Below are 22,284 nucleotides of genomic sequence, written 5' to 3' on the forward strand. Positions count from 1 at the left end.
TCATGAAAAATCAAATAACAATAATACTTCTCTTAATAAGCTTTGTGTCTTATGCTCAAGATTTTAGAAAGGAAAGACTTCCAGATGATAATGTAGTAATTCTACCGCCTAACCCATCTGAAATTGTAAGTTGTTCTTCGTTCTACCCATTAGTGAGCAAAGATTATATAGTAAGTGCTTGGGTAAAAGAAGAAGCGGTTAATGTTCCTACTTACAGTAATAACGTTTACTTACAAATAGAGTTTACTACAAATAATGGCTCGCAACAAATATCATTAGATCAGTTTTATGTAAGTGGTAAAATCATTGATGGCTGGCAACGTATTATTGGAAAATTTACAGCACCTACAGTCGATGAGAGTCAAATGAAAATTGAACTAGTAAATGATAATACTAGTAAAAATGCCTACTTCGATGACGTGCGTATATTTCCATACAACGGAACTCAAAAGAGTTTTGTATATGATGAAAATAACCAGCGACTTATGGCTGAGCTGGACGAAAATAATTATGCCACCTTTTATGAATATGATTTAGAAGGTGGATTAGTACGTGTTAAAAAGGAAACTGAGAAAGGAGTTTATACAATACAAGAGACGCGCACAGGTACAACAAAAAAAGAGAATAATGACGATTAAGATTCCGAATACCACTTTAGTTATATTATTTACGATAGCAAGTACATTTTGTTTTGGACAGAGTCCAACCGTTAAAAGTGTTTTAACACAATCACAAACACTTTTAAAAGATAAATCTGAGATGAAATGCACTATGAATTATGATCTATACTCTACATCATTCTCAAATGAAGTAAAAGAACATTATAGCGGCAACATTGTAAAAAATGAAGATAGATATTATATAAAGATTAATAACACTATTTTTTTAAATCAACTCAATACAAATACGTTTCTAAAACTTAATACAGAACAGAAACTGATCCAATTTCTCAAAGGAAAAAATGTAGCAACAACTAATGGTTCTTTATTTGATCAAGTAAGCGTACTAATTAATTTGTACAAAAATCAAAGCTTAAAAAGCAAAGGAGACTATTGGATTTGTACGCTCAAGGCAAATACGGTTTCTCAATTACCTTACAGCAAGGTAGAGCTGTTCGTAAATAAAGAGACAAAACTGTTAACGAAGCAAGTCTTGTACTTTTCGTCACAGATGCCCTATAAGAAAAAGGATGGAACAAATCATTTAGGTAACCCTAGATTGGAAATTTCAATTTCAGACTATCAATTTTCCTTAACAGATAAAGATAAAGGACTAACGTTTTTATCGAACTATGTTAATACATCTAGTTCGGAAATTCGTCCTTCAACAGCATATAAAAATTTCAAAATTATTCAAGACTAAATCAAGCTTATGAGTACTTTTTTTGCCATTAACAAAATTTATTTTCGCAGGTTTCAGTTATTACTAACCGCTGTATTATTAATATGTACGCAACATATTGAAGCCCAAAATGATCAAATATCATATGAGGGAAATCAGATTAATGAAATATTTCTAGCTGCGTTTGAACCATCAATTGATGACCCTGATTTAAACTCTTCAAATGTATACAGCACACAATCATTTAAGTCCTATGTTCTTTTAAACATTGATAATGACGCTCCTCCGTTTGTATGGTATAAAACCGATTTGAAAATCACAGTTTATCCATTATTGGCAGATGGCGTTACCTATGGTCCAGAATATGGAGCAGGTTTAAGTATAGAATATAATCCAAATGGCAATTCAGGTAATACTGCAGATCAATCTTATCATGAAATTACTAGTAGATATGGTGTAAAAATTAGAATAGACGATATTAGTACCACATACATAGATACCAATACTTCGACCACATCAGTTCCAGCCAACGTAGGTCTAACTTTGGGTTTCTCGGCTGAAAGAGTGTATGAATTGGATACCCAAACTCAACTGTCAATTGATATTTCTGCAAGTTCAGATAATGATGGTGAAACGTTTTTAATTAACTGGAATTCTATTAGCGGTGCCGAGAGTTATGATGTGGAATGGACTTGGGTTGACAACTACAGTGAGACACTTTCTGGAACACTTGGTGCGGGCAGTATTCCTTTTACAGTTAATCAATTTAAACTTAATAATACTAGAGTTACTACAAATGAGACACGTTACGAAATTCCAAATATTTATAGTAAAGGATTTATTATAGCAAGAGTAAGACCCGTTGGGCGATTTTTAAATTATCCCGATACAAACAGTTATGGTCGATGGAGTACCGAAACGGCATCTACTATTGCAAGCTGGCCTAATTTAGAGGTGTCATCGCATGAAGATGAGAATAAGAATTGGCAGTTTATAGCTAATTATGCTGAAGAAGGAAAAAAGAAAGGTGTTGTAAGTTACTTTGATGGCACATTAAGAAAACGACAAACGGTTACCAAAATAAATGCATATGATAATGCGATTGTAGGTGAAGTTATATATGACAATCAAGGTCGTCCTGCTGTTGAAGTTTTACCATCTCCTGTAGCAAAAGCCGAAACAAATGAATTAAAGTATTATCCGAGATTTAATAGAAGTGGTTTAAACACCAATAACCCCTATTCTCATTTGGATTTTGATTGGGATACCTCAGATTGTGGAATCTCAGCAAACAGAATGAGTAATTCAAGTGGTGCTAGTAACTACTATTCTCCGCAATATATTACCAGTGATGTACAACATGATTTTGTACCTAATGCATTAGAGTATCCATTCTCTCAGATTCAATATACACAAGATAATACAGATCGAATTAAGAGCAAAGGTGGTGTGGGAATTGCATATCAAATAGGAAGCGGCCAGGAGTTAAGATATATTTACTCGACGCCAAATTCTCAAAAGGAATTAGACCGTTTATTTGGCTCTCAAGTGGGTTGGTTATCGCATTACAAAAAGAATGCTGTTGTTGATCCTAATGGTCAAGTAAGCGTGAGTTATTTAGACCCTCAAGGTAGAACAATTGCAACAGCTCTAGTAGCTGATAATCCAAACGAGTTGTTAGGTCTTCCTCATGAAGATGGCCTGGATCCATCTGATGGTACGGCATTAGAACATATCGAAACGACACAAGATTTACTAGGTAAAGTTAATGTAAACGATACAGATACAGAAGTAGATAATAATGAATTGATTGATACCCAAGAATTAGATGGGTTGAGCATATTTAACGGTTTAAGATATTTTAGTTTTAAATCGGTACTATCAAATGGTGTACAACATAAGTTTGATTACAATCTCATAAATGAAGGTGTTTTCAAATATGAATGTTTAACAAATCTATCTCAAGGATATCCTTTTATTTTTGACCTTGAATTCAATGCTACAGATGATTGTGGAGATAGTATACTATCGAATGGTCAAGTCAACGAAGATGTTGGTTCATTTAATACAACTCCCGTAACCTTTACCATTCCAAATGGAGAAGGAACAGAAGACGATGTAACAATTTCTTATAACCAAGTTAATCTTGTATCTAGCTCCACTGGATTAAGCCTTCCACAACAGGTTGGCACACCGCCAATAGGTGATTTAGGAATTTTTAAATTATTAAAAATTGACGAGATCGCGTTAAACACATTTGCTGAAGATTACATCTACAGAGCTATGCAAATAGAAGGCTGTTTACTTGACGCTTCTGCCTTTAATCCAGCAGCCGAAATAGAAGGATGTTTTTCGACATGTGAAGAGTGTATTCAGTCTATTGCAGAAGGAACTCCTGGTGCACAACAAATGAGTAATTATGTTAATGCACAATTGCAAGAGTATGATAACCTAGGGTTGGATAATGCGACCATTCAGGCATTAATTGAACGTTTTGAGCGCGAATATCAGTTGCTGGTTGATGCCTGTAATGTCAACTGCGAAAGTGACTCCACTGGTGGTACAAGTGAGACGCCAGACGGTGCTACAAATTCGATAACCTGTATTGTGTCATCACAAATTTTAGCAAATGATATGAAATTGATTGGCCAATATGGTCGTCAATACACCGATTCTAACACTGAGGAACTTGAAGATGTTGACCCTAATGTAAGTATATTTAGTGACACAAACTTATTAAGCACGCCTTATACTGTCGATCTTTATAATACTGGAGGTGCCAATGTCAATAATGATTTTGTATTTAATTGGAAAACACCATTTAATCCATCTTATCCAACAAACCCTTACCACTACTATGATTATGGAGGAGACATTATTAAAGTTTCTGTACAATTAAACGATAATGGTAATCCTGTGATTCCTTTGGATGTTGCGGTTACTGAAGATCCATTAAATCCGGGATTTGCATTGGTTGAGCCACAGTTCATTACAAACTTAGACGACTATGAATCATTTTGGCAGCCAATATGGTCTGAATCTTTGGTTATCTTCCATCCAGAATATTGTTATGTCGATTTTGCCAAAGAATTATGTCAATTAACGAATCAAATTAATATTCCAGGCGAAGGTGTTTTCTATGTTAACCCTGATGGCTATTCTAATTATTTATTAAATCTAGATTGGCAGGATGCCGAGAGTTTATATATGAATTCAGGTAACCTCCTTAATATTGTTTCTCATGATCCACTTTTTCAAGGCTCCGTCCCTCAGATTATTAGCGATTTAAATTCTAGTAATTCCGATTTTCATATAGATACGATGAATAGAGCTATCAACGTGAATTTTGACGGTTCTGGAGAGCCGATGTTATTTACAAGTTACTTAACAGTAACATGCAACAGTATTAGTCAATGTCCTATGCCTTCAAGCATCAATTTAAATACTTTGACAGACGCTCAAATGGAAGAGTTATGGGATACGTATAGAAGTTTATATCTTTCTTTTAGAGATCGTATAAAAAGTGCGTTGGCTAATATGTATGCCATTGATAATGGATGCTATAATTTCTGTATTGGTGAAGGTTTTGATAATCCTGGAGACCCTATATTAGCACTTAATCAAAATGGATATAGTTTTCCAAACGATCCAAATGATGGTAATCAAGGCCCTGATGCTGTTTGTGGAGACAATGCATCTTTATTTTACGATAAGATCAAACGCATGGTTTCTGAAGACTTTAATTATGACTCGAGTCAAAGTACAGCGCAAACAGGAGAGGATTTAGAGGATTATTTAAACCATCAGTATTACGTCGAATCTGGACAATGTCCAATGGGACGCGACTTTGAACAGCTTGTTCGAGGTCTCATAGATGAGAGTAATGATAATGATGCCTTATTTGGTAGTTTTTCTGCTTTTAATGGAAACTATTTTACCATGACTTTATTTGAGGAATTGGGAGGAACACCTACATCACAATCCAATCCAAATAGTAATATTCAATTTTCTGGAAATGTGAATTCTTCCGATGCTAATGAGTGGATTTTGCAAATCACTTCTGGAGTAAGCTTAAGCCCAATAACGTTTAGTTTAAATCCTGATTATAACTACGACTGGAATAGTTATAATGGAAACTGGAGTATCATGGAGGTTAGCAACTTTGGATATATTAACTATGATTCAGATGTTACGCCTACAATTTTCACTTTTGCGTTTTCAGCTAAAATAGATACTAATAATGATGGTAATGTTGATGATGAAATAGTCGTTTATGGAACGACTCAAGCTAGGATTGGCGAATGTTATGTGGACGGTCAAGATCCTACTGTTGATGATAATGGCAATCCTATTGGTCCTGGCCTTGGTGATGGAGGTCCTTTAAATGGTAGTGAAGACTGTGATGAGAAAGACAGTTTTACTGCATCTTTAAATAATCTATTTAACGGATTGAATAGTTCGAATCAATTGTTTTCGAGTGGATTAGTCAATTTAAATACTTTGGATGTATATCAAGAAGACACATTTTTGCAACAACTTATAGGTGACAATATTAATAGTTCTACTGCAACGTGGAATTATGATAGTTTAAATAATACAGGATATATTCTAGTATCTAATGCTGAAGTTTTTAAAATTATATTTGATAATGAAATTGTTATAGCAGGGCCTGTTCCTATTGGTACAGAGTACACCTTTAATACGCTTGAGGATACTAGTAATTTTCCAACGATATCTAATTTTACAGATATAGATTTTACAGATACCGAAACACAGGTCGGAGCAGAAGTCTATGACGGCATAAGTTTGAGTACAGTAACAGCGTATAATTTCAATGGTAATATATTTAACTACGAGGTAACACTAACCGCAAATGTTACTCAATTTGATTATGAATGCTGTACAATTATAACCAATGAATGTGGTATCGTAGACTCCGATGGTGACGGTGTTTATGACGAATGTGATGAATGTCCAAATGATCCATACGATACTTGTGATGACCCAGTAGATTGCACAGGTGCAAATTGTGATACTGTGATAGTAGGACTTTTAAATGAATTGATTGATAGTGGTCATATTTATGATGGACTTTATACTATAAACCCATCTATTTTTAATCAAACATGTTTATTTGATTTCTTCAACATCCAACCAAATGATGTTTTAACATGGGAAAATGTAACATCTAATACAACCTTCAGGCTTCGCTTGAATGGAGTGACATTGTACCAATTCTCCTTTGTTTCAATCAACGACACAAATAACATATCAGGAACACCAATCAATACGTTAAACATTAATCAATTTACCAGTATTGTTCACAATCATGTGTTGCCTAGCGTATATGGTAGTATGGGTTATGTAACAAATTCAGGTAGCAATGAAACTATTTACCTATCTACAAAGTCATTTTTCCAGTGTGATCCAAATAATATTTGCAGTTCACCTTGGGGAGTAGATAATGATAATGATGGTATTGATGACGGCTGTGATAACTGTTTAGACTTTGCTAACCCTGGTCAAGAAGATGCAGATAATGATGGTATTGGCGACCGTTGTGATTCTTGTCCAGATAAACCAAATATTGGAGATTCTGACGGTGATGGTATTGATGATGCCTGCGATAAAGATATAATTACAGCCGACTGTACAGATTATTTTAACAGCTTGAGTTCAGAACTTACAGGACTACTTAATCACATGCTATCCTCAGGTGATTTTAATTCGCATTTCCAAATTGATATTACAAGTGAAATAAATTCTAGGATTACCTTAAAAGAATTTTTCTTAGAAAATGCAAGTTTACTCATTGGTAATCCAGCTTATAATTACGACTTTGTTAATTGGAGAAGGTTAAATTCTAGTGAAGGGGATTTTATTTGGCTTACATTTTTTTCCTATGATTTTACACCCTATTATGTATATCTAGGGTTAAACAATGCTCCGCTTAGCAACGATGTTGACTTTGGTAATATCAATTCATTCAATTCGGTATATCCTTATGGCGGAACATCTGAATTTAGTTATGCAGATGTCCAGTACCAACAACAGGGTTCTGGAAACACAGTATCCACAGTAGTTGCTTTCAAACAATCGATACAGAGAACATTTAGAAGTGCGCTTCCTTTTGTTACGGATTGTTCAGATATTATCCAACCTAGAACAGCTGTTGCTCAAAGTGAATATTATACATATCATAAAAACATAAACCAGCAAAGATCTGAGGCGGCAAGTCAAAATACGGAGTGCGTAGAATGTATTCCTCAGGAAATTATACCTGTGAGTAGTTTTGAAATGTGGCCAATTTTCCAAGCTGCAGCAAATAGTATAAATGGATATACCTATCCAGATTTTTATGAAGATATCAATGCTGATAATTCTAGTACTTATTTTGCAAATATGAACTATCACTACCTTACACAAGGTTGGATAGATTACCTTACTGTGTTTGCAGGATCATTGAACAATGTTAATGTTGAAGAAGTGTATTTTATTACATTACCAGAGTTTGGAGCTTCAGCATTAAACTATGGATTCTATGATTATGGTAGTGCGGCATTAGCTTATAAGGATTACATCTATGATGATGCTAGTGATACATATTTAACACCAGATGATGATAACTATTTAACTTGGAGCGATTTTGTAAATACGTATTTATTAGACCATCCTGAAATTTGCCCTCCAAGACCAATGTTCCCAATTATTGAAGTGCCTACTGAAGCCGAGGAACCTTGCGTAGAATTTGCTATTAGTGTTAATGAAGCATATGGTGCCGATAACTATGCAGAGTATTTGGAACGAATCAAAAGAGAATTTAAGATTGCTTATACCAATGCAGCACTTGAAAATGTAGTTGAAACCTTAGATCTTACGTATTTTGACAAAGAATATCAATATACGTTATACTACTACGATCAAGCAGGTAACTTAACACAAACTGTACCGCCACAAGGAGTCGATCGTAAAGAATATACGGCTAACGCAAATGATTTTAACTCTTATAATACTGATCGATTGAATGCAGATGGTGTGATTTCTCCTTCAACTCAACCAAATCATACATTAGCGACAATATACCGTTACAATTCACTAAATCAATTGGTATATCAGGAAACACCAGATGGCGGAATTACCCGTTTTACATATGATAAGTTGGGGAGAATTGTGGCCTCACAAAATGCTAATCAAATAGAAGACCCTGAAGATGGACGAACATATCTCACCTATACTAAATACGACAGATTAGGTAGACTTATTGAAACTGGTGAAGTTAGAGCTGATGGCCATTTTATCGGAGATGATGGGATACTTCCTAATGTAGATGTGAACAATCCAATTTTTCCTGACAATGTCAGACAAGATGGTATTATTCCTCTTAAAAATGAAGTAACAAGAAATTTTTATGACGAACGCGTTTTAATAGAAAATAATCTTATTAATCCGTTATACTCAGATGGTAACTTATTCCATACATACTATGAATTTTCTAACGGTACTTCGTTTAATGCTAGAAATAGAGTAACTGCCGTTGTGTATTACGATATCATAAATCACAACTCAGATGAAGGACCTTATCCTGTTGACAGAAATCTTAGAAAGTTTAGTAATGGCCTTTTCTATAATTATGATATTCATGGAAATGTCAAAGAAATGGTGACCTATATACCCGAGTTAAAAATTGACAAATGTGTTGAGTCAAAATATATTTTAGATTGTGAAGCACATATCAAACGGGTTATGTATGATTATGACTTAATTAGTGGTAAAGCACACCAAGTGATTTATCAGCCTGAAAAGCCTGATCAATTAATTTATAAGTACGACTATGATGCTGATAATAGAATTACCCAAGTATACACCTCTAAAAATGGTTCGATTTGGGATAATGATGCAAACTATGATTATTATGATCACGGGCCTTTAGCTAGAGTCGAAATTGGAGATAAAAAAGTTCAAGGTCAAGATTATGTCTATACTATTCAAGGATGGTTAAAAGCAGTTAATGGAGAGAGTATTGCAGAGGTAAGTAATGATGTTGGTAGAGATGGGAATTTGGTAGCAAGAGATGCCTATGCTTATGCATTGAGTTATTTCAATAATGATCAAAATGGGTATTCAGATTATACACCAAATAATCTTTCTGTATCCAACACTGTTTTTAAACTAAGCAGTAATGCTTCTATACAACAGAATACCAATAATCTATATAATGGAAACATTAAAAGAATGATCACTGCACTTAGAGATCAAAACGAAAATATCCTTAACACGCAATCAAACAACTATCGATACGATCAGTTAAACCGTATCAAATCGATGACGTCAAAATCGGTAGTGGATAAACCAAATACGACGTTGACCAATCAAGATAGTTATGGAAGTAACTACAGTTTTGATAGAAATGGTAATTTATTGACTTTATCAAGATCCATGTATCAAAGTAGCGGCACGCCGTTAACTATTGACGATTTTACATACAACTATGAAAAAGACGTCAATAACAAATTACTTTCCAATCAGCTTACCCATGTTTTAGACGATGTCGACGCTGGAATACTAGATGTCGATTTGGATAGTCAAATAGAAGGGAATTATAAATATGACAATATTGGACAATTGGTTTATGATGCAGGGGAAGATCTTTATATTTCATGGAGAGTTGATGGTAAAGTGAAAGAAATAATCAAAGGGGCTGAAACATCAGAAACACCTTTAAAAATTGGTTTCGAATATGATGGTCTGGGAAATCGTATCGCTAAAACTAAATCATATGTCAACTCAGGAAGTAAAGACGTAACCTATTATATTAGAGATGCTCAAGGAAATCCGTTGTCAATTTACAATACATCGGAGTCAAAAAACAAATACGGGATTAAACGTGTGTTTGACCTTTCAGAACAAAACATATTTGGTAGTTCTAGATTAGGTCTTGAAAACAATAATCTACGACTATACACCCACACATTTGGTGACTCTGGACCTGTTATTTCAACTGGTACAATCCTTACCGTTTCTTCACAATCAAGAGGACAGAGAGAGGCATCTGTAGTGACATCAACTACGTTTGACGATTTTCAGAAAAGTGCATTACGTATAGCTCCAGATCAATCCTTTAATTGGAATTCAGAAAAATCTAGCTCAGGAGAACGAACAGTGTTTAGAGGTATAACTCTCAATACCAAAGTGAAAATCTCGCAAACCAGCCAATCTGATCAAATTATTTCCATTAATCAACCAAATAAAAAAATGGAGCGATATGATCAGCATTACAATCTAGTGGTAAAAACATTGAAAGATACTGATACCAACCTTTTTGCTTTGTCATTTATAGTTAAAGAACAACTTGAAGATGAACGAGAAGATGATGGTAAAGGAACTTACTACGAAAAGGGATATCAGACACCTTATAGTTTTACTGAAAATCAAGTTCAAAATAATGGATTAGATATCATATTTAACTATTTTGGTAATACGGCTATTGTATATATAAATAACCAAGAATTTTCTCCTACCTCCAAATCCAATAGACTAATTGTTTTAAAGCCAAAAATTGAAAATATTAATGGTATAAGTGAAAACAACATAAATATTTTAGGAGGAACGGAAAATACTAGTGCTCAGGTTGATTTCGCTTTTATTAATTACGGTTTTGATATTGAAGATAGTAATGTTCCTAATCTAACGTATTTCCCATTTTTTGAAAATAACTTTTTAACCAGCGAACAAAACAATACATTATCTCAAGTTGCAGGTCAAAATAAAACAGTAGCCGATTATAAAATAGATAGCCGCTTTTACACAGATTTGGACCTAGATGGTGTATTCGACTATCAAGAAGATATTAATGCTGATGGAAATGCTGAAAATGATGATAGTGATTCAGACGGTATTCCTGATTTTAAAGATACTGATGACGATAATGATGGTCAATTAACAATAGATGAGTATACCTTAGATACTGATGGAGATGGTATTAATAATTATTTAGACACCGACGATGATAATGATGGATGGCTTTCTATCGATGAAGGTCTTGAAGATGACGATAGAGATGGTATTATCAACTCGTTAGATGACACCAATTACGACAACCCAGTTGACGGACCGCTAATTTACTCAAACTATTCACATCTTATTGGTGATAAACGCTTCGAATTGAGTAATCATTTAGGTAATGTACTCAGTGTGATTTCAGATAGAAAGCTAGTTAAATTTGGAATTAAGAAAGACTATGTTGTTAAAGAAGATTATAGAAACTGGAGAGAGTACGGTGAAAAAGTAAGTCTAAATGGCACTGATAGGGATTTGCAAATAGCAACCGAATTTGAAAATACAGGTGCACTTTACAGACTAACACTAGATTCCAATACAGAACATCACGTGTCTTTCTATTTGAATCTCGACGAATATCATGCTAATGTCAACGTAAGTATTATTGACGAGGCTGGAAATAGTTATTACAGCGCAACATTTAGTGAATCACAGTTTGTTGAATTCACCTTTAATAGTACTTCGGTAACAGAATATGCTTTGGTGCTTAAACGACTAGGAGGAGAAGCAGGAGACAGAGAAATTAAGGAGGCATTTTATATTAGAGAATTCAATGTTATAAAGTTCATTCCTAATGACGAATTAGATGTGTTTTTACCAGATGTATTAGCCTTCAATGATTATTACCCTTATGGAATGCTGCTTCCAAACCGTCATGGCGCAGTGGATGACTATCGTTATGGGTTCCAAGGGCAAGAAAAAGATGACGAAATTAAAGGTGAAGGAAATTCTATAAATTATAAGTATAGAATGCATGACCCTCGTGTTGGACGATTTTTTGCTACAGATCCGTTGGAAAGAAACTATCCGTACTATTCACCTTATGCATTTAGTGGAAATAAAGTTATCGCTTTTAGGGAACTTGAAGGAATGGAGCATAAATATTATGCTATTTACATTACAGAAGATGGTGGAACTTGTGTTCATGAAATGCCTGAAAGAGAAAGAGAGTCCTCATATTTTAGTCCTGATTCAGTAACTTATATTATATATAGCGATCATGACGGTTCTCAAATTGCGAGTTATACTTTTTCCAAAAGACTACCAACTTGGAATGAAGAACAGGCAATCAATATTCATAACCCTTATGAGAAACACAAAGACTTTGTTGAAGATCCATTGGCATCAGTATTGAGCGGTGATTATAAGACTAATGGTCAAGTTGTTGGAGATACAGCCGAGAATATTTTCGTTGGAATTATCACACGAAAGATGGGGAATCTACCAAAAGGCTCTTATAAAAAAGCATTTATCCCTTTATCTGGAGGTAAGTATGTCTCGCCGTTTTTAAGAAATGTAAGAGCTAAGATTGCTAATATTATAAACAATGCAAATACTAAAGCCGCAGCTAAACTAAAAACAATTAGAGACAAGTATACAATAGGAAAAGGAAAAAATATTGCATGGATTGAAGGTAAAATAGAAGGAAAGCCTTTAGAGATGATTGCACATTCTGGCAGTAAATCTTCAAAAGAAGGTACCTCACCAGTACCTAGTATTTCTAGGTTCTTCCAAACAAACAAAAAGAATAAAAATTCACATGATGCTGAGATTAAACTATTGGAAGACTTTGCAAGAAAGTATGAGGATAATCTAAATGTTAAAGGAGAAATAAGTATTTTTTCAGAAAGACCATATTGTGGATCTTGTAGAGATGTTATTTTTAAACAATTCAATGAAATTTTTCCAAATGTAAAAATAAAAATTGGGGCAGATGGAATAAAAACGGGAGGTTAAAAGATTATGAACAAAATAATAGAAATAATAAAAAAGAACGTATCTAATTTAAAGGGGTTAAATTCTTGTCAAATAAAAAAAATAGAACAATTTTATAATGTTCAATTACCTAAAGAGTATAAAATTTTCCTAAGCGAAATGGGATATGATGCAGGTGATTTTATGAGAGGTGAAGATTGTTTTTATGATAGAATTTTTGAATTACGAGAATATGCAACTGATTTATTAGAAGAGGATGGTAGCGATTTTAAGTTAGAACAGGAGCATTATGTGTTTTATAGCCATCAAGGATATATATTTGCTTTTTTTGATACCTCTAAAGATAACTCTGAAATATATTATTATACTGAAGGTGATATGCATCCAACTATTAAGTATAGTAATTTTGAGAGCTTCTTAAAAGATTACTATGAAAATATGCAAAACGATGGAGATTTCTCGTAACAAAACTAAAGATTAGTTCTTTTTTTGTTGCAAACTTGAGTCAATTGCTGTTTCAGGTTGAGTCTCATATATTTTATTGTTATGACCTTTTATCTCTTGTTCAATTTTATATGAATGGTAAAAAGCTAGAGGTACACCTATTAAATTGGGTAAAATATTACCTATGAAATAGATACTAAAACACAGTGTCAATATTATAAATGAAAACTTTCTTAGTTTTTTAAGAGTCATAAGTTTGGCTTAGATATTTTATAATCATAATAATACAATATTTAAAGTTTTAATCGTAAGTTTTTAAATAATTTAATTGATAGAACAGGAGTAAGAATGTTATAATATATGAAGGAAAAGAGAATTTAGTAGTTATAGGTACGATTCATACTCATCCAATAAATTTCTTGGGAGAAGAAGGCTTTGGAACGACTAAAGATTACCCTGAGTTTCACAAACAAGATGGAGATACATTTTTTAGTTGGGGAAGAAAAGTTCCTTTCTTTCAATTGTATCCAGAAAGTATGAATCAAGTAGATTTAATAAAAAAAGGACCAGATATTGATAACTTTACTACAACTAAAGAAGTTCTGAAAAGTGCTGAAGAATTTACACGAACAATTTTAGAGTTGTATGGAGAGAAACCTCAAAAATCAGAAAAAAATGAAGAGCCAAAAGCAGAAATGACAGTGGAACAATATCAAAAAAATATTAGAAATACTCAACCATTATGGGAGGAAGTAAAAACATCGAACTAAATAACAAAATAAAATCTTTTTTAACCAAAGTAACTGTAGATAATTATTACACATTGTATGATGAATTCAAAATTTTGTTAGAAAAGTATAAAAGTAATTTTACAAAACCTGAGATTTTAGAATTGCTGTTTGACTATGTTCAAAATAACAATTTAGAAGAATACCAAGAAGAGGTAATAATTGAAATTGAGAATAGAATATTTGGTTATTGCTCTCCTGATGACAATATCATATGGGAAGAGGAGTAATTATGAAATGTTTGATTGGATGTGATAATTAAACTCCTCTCAATTAAATTAAGAAGGTTTATATAATAACATTAAAGACTTTTGCTGTTAATAGAATTAAAATTTGTTGTAGAAAAATTTCTACACATTAAATTGTTAATTAAATTTGCATATTAATTTGAACAACTCCAAAACAATGAAAAACCTATTCCAAATCTTAACCGTAATTTGTTTTAGCCTAGTACTTGTTAATTGTAGTAGTGATGATAGTTCAAATCCTCCCTCTACACAAGAACAACTAACCATTAATGTTAATGGAACGCAGTACACGGCATCTGCTATCATGGCTGCCATGGGTAACGATAATAAATATTTTGAACTCGATAGTGCAAATTCAGACGGTACCGAAGGCCTTCAGTTAAGAATTGGTGATTTTAATGAGTCTTTGTCACCAGTACTAGAAGCTGGAATGACCTATAATTGGAATGGAACCGACGATACCACGATTTTCTATCAAAACACACAATCAGTTTATGGAGGAACCAACGGTTGCCAAATCACGATTACCTCTATTAATTTTGAAGACAATACTATTTCAGGAACCTTTAGTGGTGTTGTTTCTGACGGAAATACTGTTGATGACCAAACCTTAACTAATGGTGTCTTCAATAATATTCCATTTTCAATAAATTAATAATCTAATGAAAAAGTTTGCCTATACAATAATACCATTATTCTTACTATGCATGTCTTGCGGTTTGGGCATTAATAGTGCCGCAAATAAATATTTAACTGTAGAACAAGGTGCTATTCCTCCAGAGTTTGGAAAAGATGGAACCGTTCTTTTACTTATTGAAGATGCTGATTCTAATTTATGGTATAAAAAATACGTCAACAAACGTGCAAAAGAATCTTATACAGGTCCGTATAAGATCATTTTATATGATGAATTAGAGACCATGGCATATAGTGATAAAGAGAAATATAGATATGTTTTTTTATCTGATAATACAGCCGACATTCAGCATTTGACCAAAACTGGCCAAAGTAGTTCAGAATGGAAGTACTTTTTGGTCTATGATCGAGTTACAGAAAAACAATACAAGAGTAAAACAGCACCAATAAGTTGGAATAAATTTATGGGTGCCTACTTTAAAAAGCTGGATGAGAAACGAATGGCAAATGGAGGGTAGTTTTCCAAAGCCTAGAAAATTCTTTAGAATAAAAGCCAGAGCCTTTGCAGTTGTCTAAAGGCTTTTGTTACACTTATGAATTTTATGTTTGCCCATAATTAAAAAAGATATATTTAAAAAAAACAATATCATGAGAAAATTTGCCTTATTGTTAGTGTATATGATCTTATTTTTATCGGTAAGTTCAGATGTACAAAGAAAGTAAACTGATATATTTAAAAGACTAAATACCAAAACAATTGAATCCTAATACATGATTTAGTGTGAAAACCCTATAATTCAATAGTGTTTATAAAAAGAACAATACTTCCTATATAAAACAAAAAAGCCGAAACTTTCGTTTCGGCTTTTCATCTGTACTGAAGACGGGACTTGAACCCGTACGTCCTAATGGACATTGGATTTTAAGTCCAACGTGTCTACCAATTCCACCACTTCAGCTTGGTATATTTTAGGTTTAGAGCGAAAGACGGGATTTGAACCCGCGACCCTCACCTTGGCAAGGTGATGCTCTACCCCTGAGCTACTTTCGCATTATAGCAATTATTTTAATGAACGTTTTGTAGTAATTGCGAGCGCAAATTTAAGACTTTTCTTAGAAATGCAAAGCCTTTTAATAAAAAAAATACACTTTTTTTATGCGCGCTTCTTTTTCAATAACATACGTTTAATTTCATTGAGTTTCATTAATGCCTCAACTGGTGTTAAGGTATCTATATCTGTATTGACAATCTCTTCTTTAATTTGTTCCAACAAGGGGTCATCTAGATTAAAGAAACTCAATTGCATCTCATTATCCAAGGTTTTTACCTTATCAGTCAATTCTTCACTAGAATGCGATTTTTCTAGTTGCTTTAATATCTTATTTGCGCGATGTATTACCTGTTGTGGCATACCTGCCATCTTCGCTACGTGAATTCCAAAACTATGCTCACTACCGCCTTCAACTAGTTTTCTTAAAAACAACACGTTATCTTTTAATTCCTTTACAGCAACATTAAAATTTTTAATACGCTCGAAAGTTTCAGACATTTCATTGAGCTCATGATAATGCGTTGCAAATAAGGTCTTTGCTTTAGTAGGATGTTCATGTAAGTATTCACTAATGGCCCAAGCAATAGAGATTCCATCATAGGTGCTTGTGCCACGTCCAATTTCATCTAATAAGACTAAACTTCTATCTGAAATATTATTTAAAATCGATGCCGTCTCATTCATTTCAACCATAAACGTTGATTCGCCCATCGAGATATTATCACTCGCACCTACTCTTGTGAAAATCTTATCGGTTAGCCCAATTTTAGCTATTTCCGCAGGAACAAAACTTCCCATTTGTGCTAGTAATACAATTAATGCTGTCTGGCGTAGAATTGCCGATTTACCCGACATATTTGGGCCAGTAATCATTATAATTTGCTGTTGTTCCCTATCAAGATAAACATCATTTGCAATGTAAGGTTCTCCATGTGGCAATTGTTTTTCAATCACAGGATGTCTTCCATTTTTGATGTCTAATTCATAACCCTCAGTAAGTATTGGTCTCGTATAATTATTTTCGGTCGCTAATTGTGCAAAACCACTAAGACAATCTAATTGTGCAATTAATGCTGAGTTTTTTTGAACCGGTTTAATAAACTGTCCAATCCAATGCACTAGTTCTGAAAACAATTGCTGTTCTATAGCCAAAATACGTTCTTCAGCACCTAGAATTTTTGTTTCGTATTCTTTGAGTTCTTCAGTAATATAACGTTCTGCGCTTACCAGTGTTTGCTTTCTTATCCATTCTTCTGGAACCTTATCCTTATGCGTATGACGCACTTCTATATAATACCCAAATACATTATTAGATGCTATTTTGAGTGAGGTAATTCCGGTACGTTCGCTTTCACGCTCCAGCATTTTGTCGAGGTAATCTTTGCCTGAAGCCGAAAGATCTCGGAGTTCTTTGAGTTCAGAAGAAAAATCAGAAGAAATTGTATTTCCTTTTAAGATATTAACAGGCGCTTCTTCGTTTAGAGTTGCCTTAATACGCTCTCGAAGTTCATCACAAGTATCCATTTGCTCACCTAAATGCTGTAAGGCTTTATTGTCTGCTTGAACAGCTAAAGCTTGAATAGGCACGATAGCTTCTAAAGCATTTTTAAGCTGAACAACTTCCCGAGGTGTAATTTTTGCAGTTGCTACTTTTGATATAAGACGCTCAATATCACCAATTTGCTTTAATTGATGTTGTAACTTTTGCAGCAATTCCGAATCGTTTTTTATAAACTCAACAACATCATGACGCTGATTAATACCATCCTTATTCACAAGAGGTAATGCCAACCATCGTTTGAGTAATCGACCTCCCATTGGAGAGATGGTCTTATCAATTACATCAACAAGAGTCACGGCATTCTGATTAGTAGAATGGTATAGCTCTAAATTTTTAATCGTAAATCGATCCATCCAAACATGCTCTCCTTTTGCCAAGCGTTGGATCGTTGTGATATGCTGCAATTTATGATGTTGAGTCTCTCCTAAATAATGTAAGACAGCTCCAGAGGCTACAATACCTTCATATAAATCATCAATTCCAAAACCCTTTAATGATTTTGTGTTGAAATGTTTCAGTAAGGTTTCATTAGCATAATCATCCTGAAACACCCAATCTTCGAGATAAAAGGCATGAAAGTCATGGCCAAAAGCTTCATTATATTTTTTTCGGTTTGGTTTTGACACCAATACCTCGCTAGGTCTAAAGTTTTGAAGGAGCTTGTCAACATATTCTTCATTTCCTTGGGAGATGAAAAATTCGCCAGTAGACACATCTAGAAATGAGATACCTACAGCTTTTATTCCGAAGAAAACAGCCGCTAAAAAGTTGTTGGACTTAGAGTGTAGGATATCATCATTAAGTGCAACTCCTGGTGTTACTAATTCAGTAACTCCACGTTTCACAATCGTTTTGGTTTGTTTAGGGTCTTCGAGCTGATCACAAATAGCAACGCGTTCACCAGCTTTAACCAATTTAGGCAAATAGGTGTTTAATGAGTGGTGAGGAAAACCAGCCAATTCGGTTTCGGTTTCACTACCAGCGCCTCGTTTAGTAAGAATGATATCTAAAATTTTAGAGGCTCTTACGGCATCTTGACCAAAGGTTTCATAAAAATCCCCTACTCGAAACAATAACAACGCATCAGGATATTTTGCCTTGATGGTATTATATTGCTTCATTAACGGTGTTTCTTTTTTTGCTTTTTTAGCCAATGGTTTTATATTTTTTAAATAGTACTTTTGTCAAAACTGTAAGACTGCTAAAGTACTTATAATTTGAAGTTTTATAAAGCTGAATAACCAGAAGTTATTTACAAAAAACGTAAGATTTTAACATGCGAAAACTAAAAAATAGCGAACTTGACCGATTAAATGTTGATGAATTTAAAGAAGCAAAAAAAACACCACTCATCATTATTCTCGATAATATTAGGAGTTTAAACAACATTGGCTCTGTGTTTCGTACTAGTGATGCCTTTTTAGTTGAAAAAATTTACCTCTGCGGAATTACAGCTACGCCTCCTCATAATGATATCAGAAAGACGGCTTTAGGAAGTACTGAAACTGTAAATTGGGAATATATTGAAAACACTTTAGACATCGTCAAAAAACTAAAATCTGAGAACGTTAAGGTGATCTCTATTGAACAAGCAGATCAGGCGACTATGCTTAATGAGTTTAAACCTAAAGAAAATCAAACCTACGCACTTGTGTTTGGAAACGAAGTAAAAGGAGTCTCTCAAGAGGTTGTTAATGCCAGTGATATGGTTATAGAAATTCCACAGTTTGGCACTAAGCATTCTCTAAACATCTCTGTAAGCTGTGGTGTTGTGGTTTGGGATGTGTTCAATAAACTAACTAAAAGCTTAAAGTAGTTGCGAAAAAAACCCAAAATAGCTTGGCCTACAAAAGATGTTATGAATCAGGTTTATGAACAACACCTTTGGGGCGGAAAAGATGTTGATTTTTATTCTGGAGAAGGGTCTCATGATCAAGAAATTTTGAGCTCCTATATTGAAGCAGTAAGATCTTTTTTAAAGTCGCATAACAATTCTTTGACCGTTTGTGATTTAGGTTGTGGCGATTTCAATATAGGAAAACACTTAACCAAGTACACCAATACATATATTGCTATTGATATTGTTGAAAATCTTATAGAAAGAAACAAAACTAAGTTTAAAAAAGATCATCTTGAGTTTTATTGCTTAGATGCTGCAAAAGACAAACTTCCATTTGCAGATTGTATCATAATACGACAAGTATTTCAGCATTTGTCAAACGCAGAAATTCAAAGCATAACTAAAAAATTAAAGCATTATAAATACATCATTTTAACTGAACACATACCAACAGGAACATTCACGCCAAATAAGGACATTATTTCAGGACAGGGTATTAGACTAAAATATGATAGTGGTGTTGACTTGCTAAAAGCCCCTTTCAATTTAAAAATTAATCAGCAGTCTCTTATAGACAACATTGTTTTAGATGGTAACAAGGGTCAAATTACAACAACTCTATTCATTACATAGATTCTTAATCAAGTCTAAAGTACCTAAATCACTCTCGACAAATCTCTCCCAACAACCATAAATAGTCGTTTCGGTTATTTACAAAATCTTTATCTGAAATATCAATAATTTTCACATTCAGTTCTGTTTGTTTTTTTAAAAAGTCTAGATAGCCTGAATTGATTTTTTCCAAGTATTCATCATCAATATTCTGCTCATAATCTCGCCCACGTTTTTTTATATTTTCCTGTAATCGCTCTGTGTTTTGATACAAATACACATACAACTCTGGTTTTGCAATGTCTTTGTACATTAGGTAAAATAGCTTTCTGTATAACTTGAATTCGTCTTCTGGCAAGGTAATCTTAGAAAAGATTAGTGACTTATAAATGTCATAATCACTTACTATAAAGTCCTTAAACAAGTCTAATTGAGATAAATCGTCACTTATTTGTTGGTAACGATCTGCTAAAAACGACATTTCTAGTGTAAAAGCATAACGTTGTGGCTCTTCGTAAAATTTAGGCAAGAACGGGTTATCAGCAAAACGTTCTAAAATTAATTTAGCATTAAAATCATTAGAAATCTGATGAGCCAAACTTGTTTTTCCAGCACCTATATTTCCTTCTATAGCTATGTAATTGTAACTCGAAAAATTAAATTGCTTTGATGGGTTCTTTAACCAAATTTTTATGGCTTCAACTGAGCTTTTATCGTCACATTCAAGCACCAATTCTTCAGTAGTTTTCTTTAGTTTGGGATGTTCTATTTTTGACGCAATATCCTTAAGAGGTTGCAATACAAACTGTCTATTTTGAAGTTCAGGATGCGGAATAACCAAGTCATCTTGATTATAAATTTCAGTATTAAAAAACAAAATATCTAAATCAATTGTTCTAGACTCATAGGTGCCTGATTGTATTTTGTCACGACCTAGTTTCTTTTCTATTACCTGCAGCTTTTCCAAAACATTTTCGGCAGTATCAGTAGTTTCAATACAAATACATGTATTTAAAAAATCGTCTCCTGCAAAACCAAGCGCAGGTGTGTTATACACCTTTGCAATGCTATTAACTTTACCTATTTCAGTAAAAATTAAATTCACAGCATCTTGCAGATATTTTAATCTGTCGCCTTTATTACTCCCGAGAGCGATGTAAACGTGGTTAGTAGAATTCATATTGAGTTGTCAAAATAATGAAAAGAAAATCACTTTGACGTATATTTACAGTAAGTTTTTATTCACAATTTATGACCTTAAAAGACAAACTAGTTGCGCAACGTATTTATTTGTTTTTAGCTGCGCTTTTTATCACATCGTTAGTGGTTTCGAATCTTATTTTTCAAAAGTTTTTTTATTGGTATCCTGTTGATGTCGAAATTTTTGGATCTAAGCTTTTTGAAATCTCAGTTGGGATACTCCCCTATCCGATCACATTTTTAATTACCGATTTAATTAGCGAAATCTACGGAAAGAAACGTGCCAACCAAGTCGTTGTTGCAGGTATTTTTGCATCGGCTTTTTCATTACTCATTGTTTACGTCTCTAATAGTGTTCCAGCAACATCTTGGTCTCCTGTTGGAAACAAAATGTTCTCTACTGTTTTTGGGAGTACTGCAATTGCTGTGTTTGCTAGTATGATGGCATATTTATTAGCACAATTTGTCGATATTCAAATCTATCATTTCTGGAAACGACTCACTAAAGGAAAGCACTTATGGTTGCGTAATAACTTTTCTACATGGCTCTCTCAATTTGTAGACACACTAACCATATTATTATTACTATGCTCTTTTGATATTATTGCCTGGGAACGATTTAGTGGTTTATTGGTTGCTGGATTTCTATTTAAAGTATTAGTTGCATTATTTGACACTCCATTTTTATATCTTGGTGTTTATCTATTTAGAAGACGTTTCAACTTAAAAATAAATGAAGAAATTGATCTCATTTAAATGCCTATTGGGTTAAAATTTTATTAAACTTTTG

Annotated in this window: 13 protein-coding genes and 2 tRNA genes; 11 read left to right on the forward strand and 4 right to left on the reverse strand. The window is 33.5% G+C overall.

All coding sequences use genetic code 11. The features are described 5' to 3' along the window. Positions 1-2: 2 nt before the first annotated feature. The 8 genes from Q0783_RS00645 (at position 3) to Q0783_RS00680 (ending at position 15,747) form a co-directional block, all read left to right on the forward strand. On the forward strand, positions 3-638 hold the full coding sequence (locus Q0783_RS00645; RefSeq protein WP_298892453.1) for a hypothetical protein: 636 nt from the start codon (positions 3-5) through the stop codon (positions 636-638). Next, the gene (locus Q0783_RS00650; protein ID WP_298892455.1) at positions 628-1,362 is read left to right on the forward strand and encodes a hypothetical protein; all 735 of its coding nucleotides are present in this window, start codon (positions 628-630) and stop codon (positions 1,360-1,362) included. The genes Q0783_RS00645 and Q0783_RS00650 overlap by 11 nt, the downstream gene beginning before the upstream one ends. A 9-nt stretch (positions 1,363-1,371) precedes the next feature. After that, positions 1,372-13,134: a deaminase domain-containing protein gene (locus tag Q0783_RS00655; RefSeq protein WP_298892457.1), complete on the forward strand. Its 11,763-nt coding sequence runs from the start codon at positions 1,372-1,374 to the stop codon at positions 13,132-13,134. A 6-nt stretch (positions 13,135-13,140) separates the two neighbouring features. Continuing rightward, positions 13,141-13,578, forward strand: coding sequence for an SMI1/KNR4 family protein (locus Q0783_RS00660; RefSeq protein ID WP_298892459.1), 438 nt, complete (start codon positions 13,141-13,143; stop codon positions 13,576-13,578). Positions 13,579-13,976: 398 nt separating this feature from the next. Continuing rightward, complete coding sequence (locus tag Q0783_RS00665; RefSeq protein ID WP_298892463.1) at positions 13,977-14,327, forward strand: hypothetical protein; 351 nt, start codon at positions 13,977-13,979, stop codon at positions 14,325-14,327. Next, positions 14,300-14,575 carry a hypothetical protein gene (locus tag Q0783_RS00670; RefSeq protein WP_298892465.1) on the forward strand — a complete coding sequence of 92 codons (276 nt, stop codon included), beginning with the start codon at positions 14,300-14,302 and terminating at the stop codon, positions 14,573-14,575. Before Q0783_RS00665 ends, Q0783_RS00670 begins: the two co-directional genes overlap by 28 nt. Before the next feature lie 175 nt (positions 14,576-14,750). Further along, a complete protein-coding gene (locus Q0783_RS00675; RefSeq protein ID WP_298892467.1) occupies positions 14,751-15,248 on the forward strand; it encodes a DUF6252 family protein in 498 nt (165 codons plus the stop codon). Positions 15,249-15,255: 7 nt separating this feature from the next. Continuing rightward, on the forward strand, positions 15,256-15,747 hold the full coding sequence (locus Q0783_RS00680; RefSeq protein WP_298892469.1) for a hypothetical protein: 492 nt from the start codon (positions 15,256-15,258) through the stop codon (positions 15,745-15,747). Positions 15,748-16,104: 357 nt separating this feature from the next. Here the strand turns inward: Q0783_RS00680 and Q0783_RS00685 are convergent. The 3 genes from Q0783_RS00685 to mutS all read right to left on the reverse strand — a co-directional run bounded on the left by Q0783_RS00685 (position 16,105) and on the right by mutS (position 18,996). Next, a tRNA-Leu gene (locus tag Q0783_RS00685) sits at positions 16,105-16,188 on the reverse strand. A gap of 20 nt (positions 16,189-16,208) precedes the next feature. Next, positions 16,209-16,280: transfer RNA gene (locus Q0783_RS00690), tRNA-Gly, on the reverse strand. Positions 16,281-16,383: 103 nt separating this feature from the next. Beyond that, positions 16,384-18,996 carry a DNA mismatch repair protein MutS gene (gene mutS, locus Q0783_RS00695; protein WP_298892471.1) on the reverse strand — a complete coding sequence of 871 codons (2,613 nt, stop codon included), beginning with the start codon at positions 18,994-18,996 and terminating at the stop codon, positions 16,384-16,386. Positions 18,997-19,118: 122 nt separating this feature from the next. Here mutS and Q0783_RS00700 point away from each other — a divergent pair, with 122 nt between their 5' ends. Further along, positions 19,119-19,658: an RNA methyltransferase gene (locus Q0783_RS00700; RefSeq protein WP_298892473.1), complete on the forward strand. Its 540-nt coding sequence runs from the start codon at positions 19,119-19,121 to the stop codon at positions 19,656-19,658. Beyond that, positions 19,659-20,315 (forward strand): methyltransferase domain-containing protein, encoded by a 657-nt coding sequence (locus Q0783_RS00705; protein ID WP_298892475.1) that lies wholly within the window; start codon positions 19,659-19,661, stop codon positions 20,313-20,315. Between the two features lie 28 nt (positions 20,316-20,343). Here Q0783_RS00705 and folK read toward each other — a convergent pair whose 3' ends face one another. Continuing rightward, positions 20,344-21,474, reverse strand: a complete 1,131-nt coding sequence (folK, locus tag Q0783_RS00710; RefSeq protein ID WP_298892477.1) for a 2-amino-4-hydroxy-6-hydroxymethyldihydropteridine diphosphokinase — start codon at positions 21,472-21,474, stop codon at positions 20,344-20,346. A 71-nt stretch (positions 21,475-21,545) separates the two neighbouring features. Here folK and Q0783_RS00715 point away from each other — a divergent pair, with 71 nt between their 5' ends. Further along, entirely contained in the window at positions 21,546-22,250 is a 705-nt protein-coding gene (locus Q0783_RS00715) for a queuosine precursor transporter (protein ID WP_298754957.1), read from the forward strand. Positions 22,251-22,284: the final 34 nt, after the last annotated feature.

It is taken from the genome of uncultured Psychroserpens sp. (assembly GCF_947500255.1).
Classification (GTDB): domain Bacteria; phylum Bacteroidota; class Bacteroidia; order Flavobacteriales; family Flavobacteriaceae; genus Psychroserpens.

Excerpts from the sequence above, each read along its gene's own strand:
- Q0783_RS00645 (WP_298892453.1), top strand. The coding sequence starts at position 3 with ATGAAAAATCAAATAACAATAATACTTCTCTTAATAAGCTTTGTGTCT.
- Q0783_RS00650 (WP_298892455.1), top strand. The coding sequence starts at position 628 with ATGACGATTAAGATTCCGAATACCACTTTAGTTATATTATTTACGATA.
- Q0783_RS00655 (WP_298892457.1), top strand. The coding sequence starts at position 1,372 with ATGAGTACTTTTTTTGCCATTAACAAAATTTATTTTCGCAGGTTTCAG.
- Q0783_RS00660 (WP_298892459.1), top strand. The coding sequence starts at position 13,141 with ATGAACAAAATAATAGAAATAATAAAAAAGAACGTATCTAATTTAAAG.
- Q0783_RS00670 (WP_298892465.1), top strand. The coding sequence starts at position 14,300 with ATGGGAGGAAGTAAAAACATCGAACTAAATAACAAAATAAAATCTTTT.
- Q0783_RS00675 (WP_298892467.1), top strand. The coding sequence starts at position 14,751 with ATGAAAAACCTATTCCAAATCTTAACCGTAATTTGTTTTAGCCTAGTA.
- Q0783_RS00680 (WP_298892469.1), top strand. The coding sequence starts at position 15,256 with ATGAAAAAGTTTGCCTATACAATAATACCATTATTCTTACTATGCATG.
- Q0783_RS00700 (WP_298892473.1), top strand. The coding sequence starts at position 19,119 with ATGCGAAAACTAAAAAATAGCGAACTTGACCGATTAAATGTTGATGAA.
- folK (WP_298892477.1), bottom strand. The coding sequence starts at position 21,474 with ATGAATTCTACTAACCACGTTTACATCGCTCTCGGGAGTAATAAAGGC.
- Q0783_RS00715 (WP_298754957.1), top strand. The coding sequence starts at position 21,546 with ATGACCTTAAAAGACAAACTAGTTGCGCAACGTATTTATTTGTTTTTA.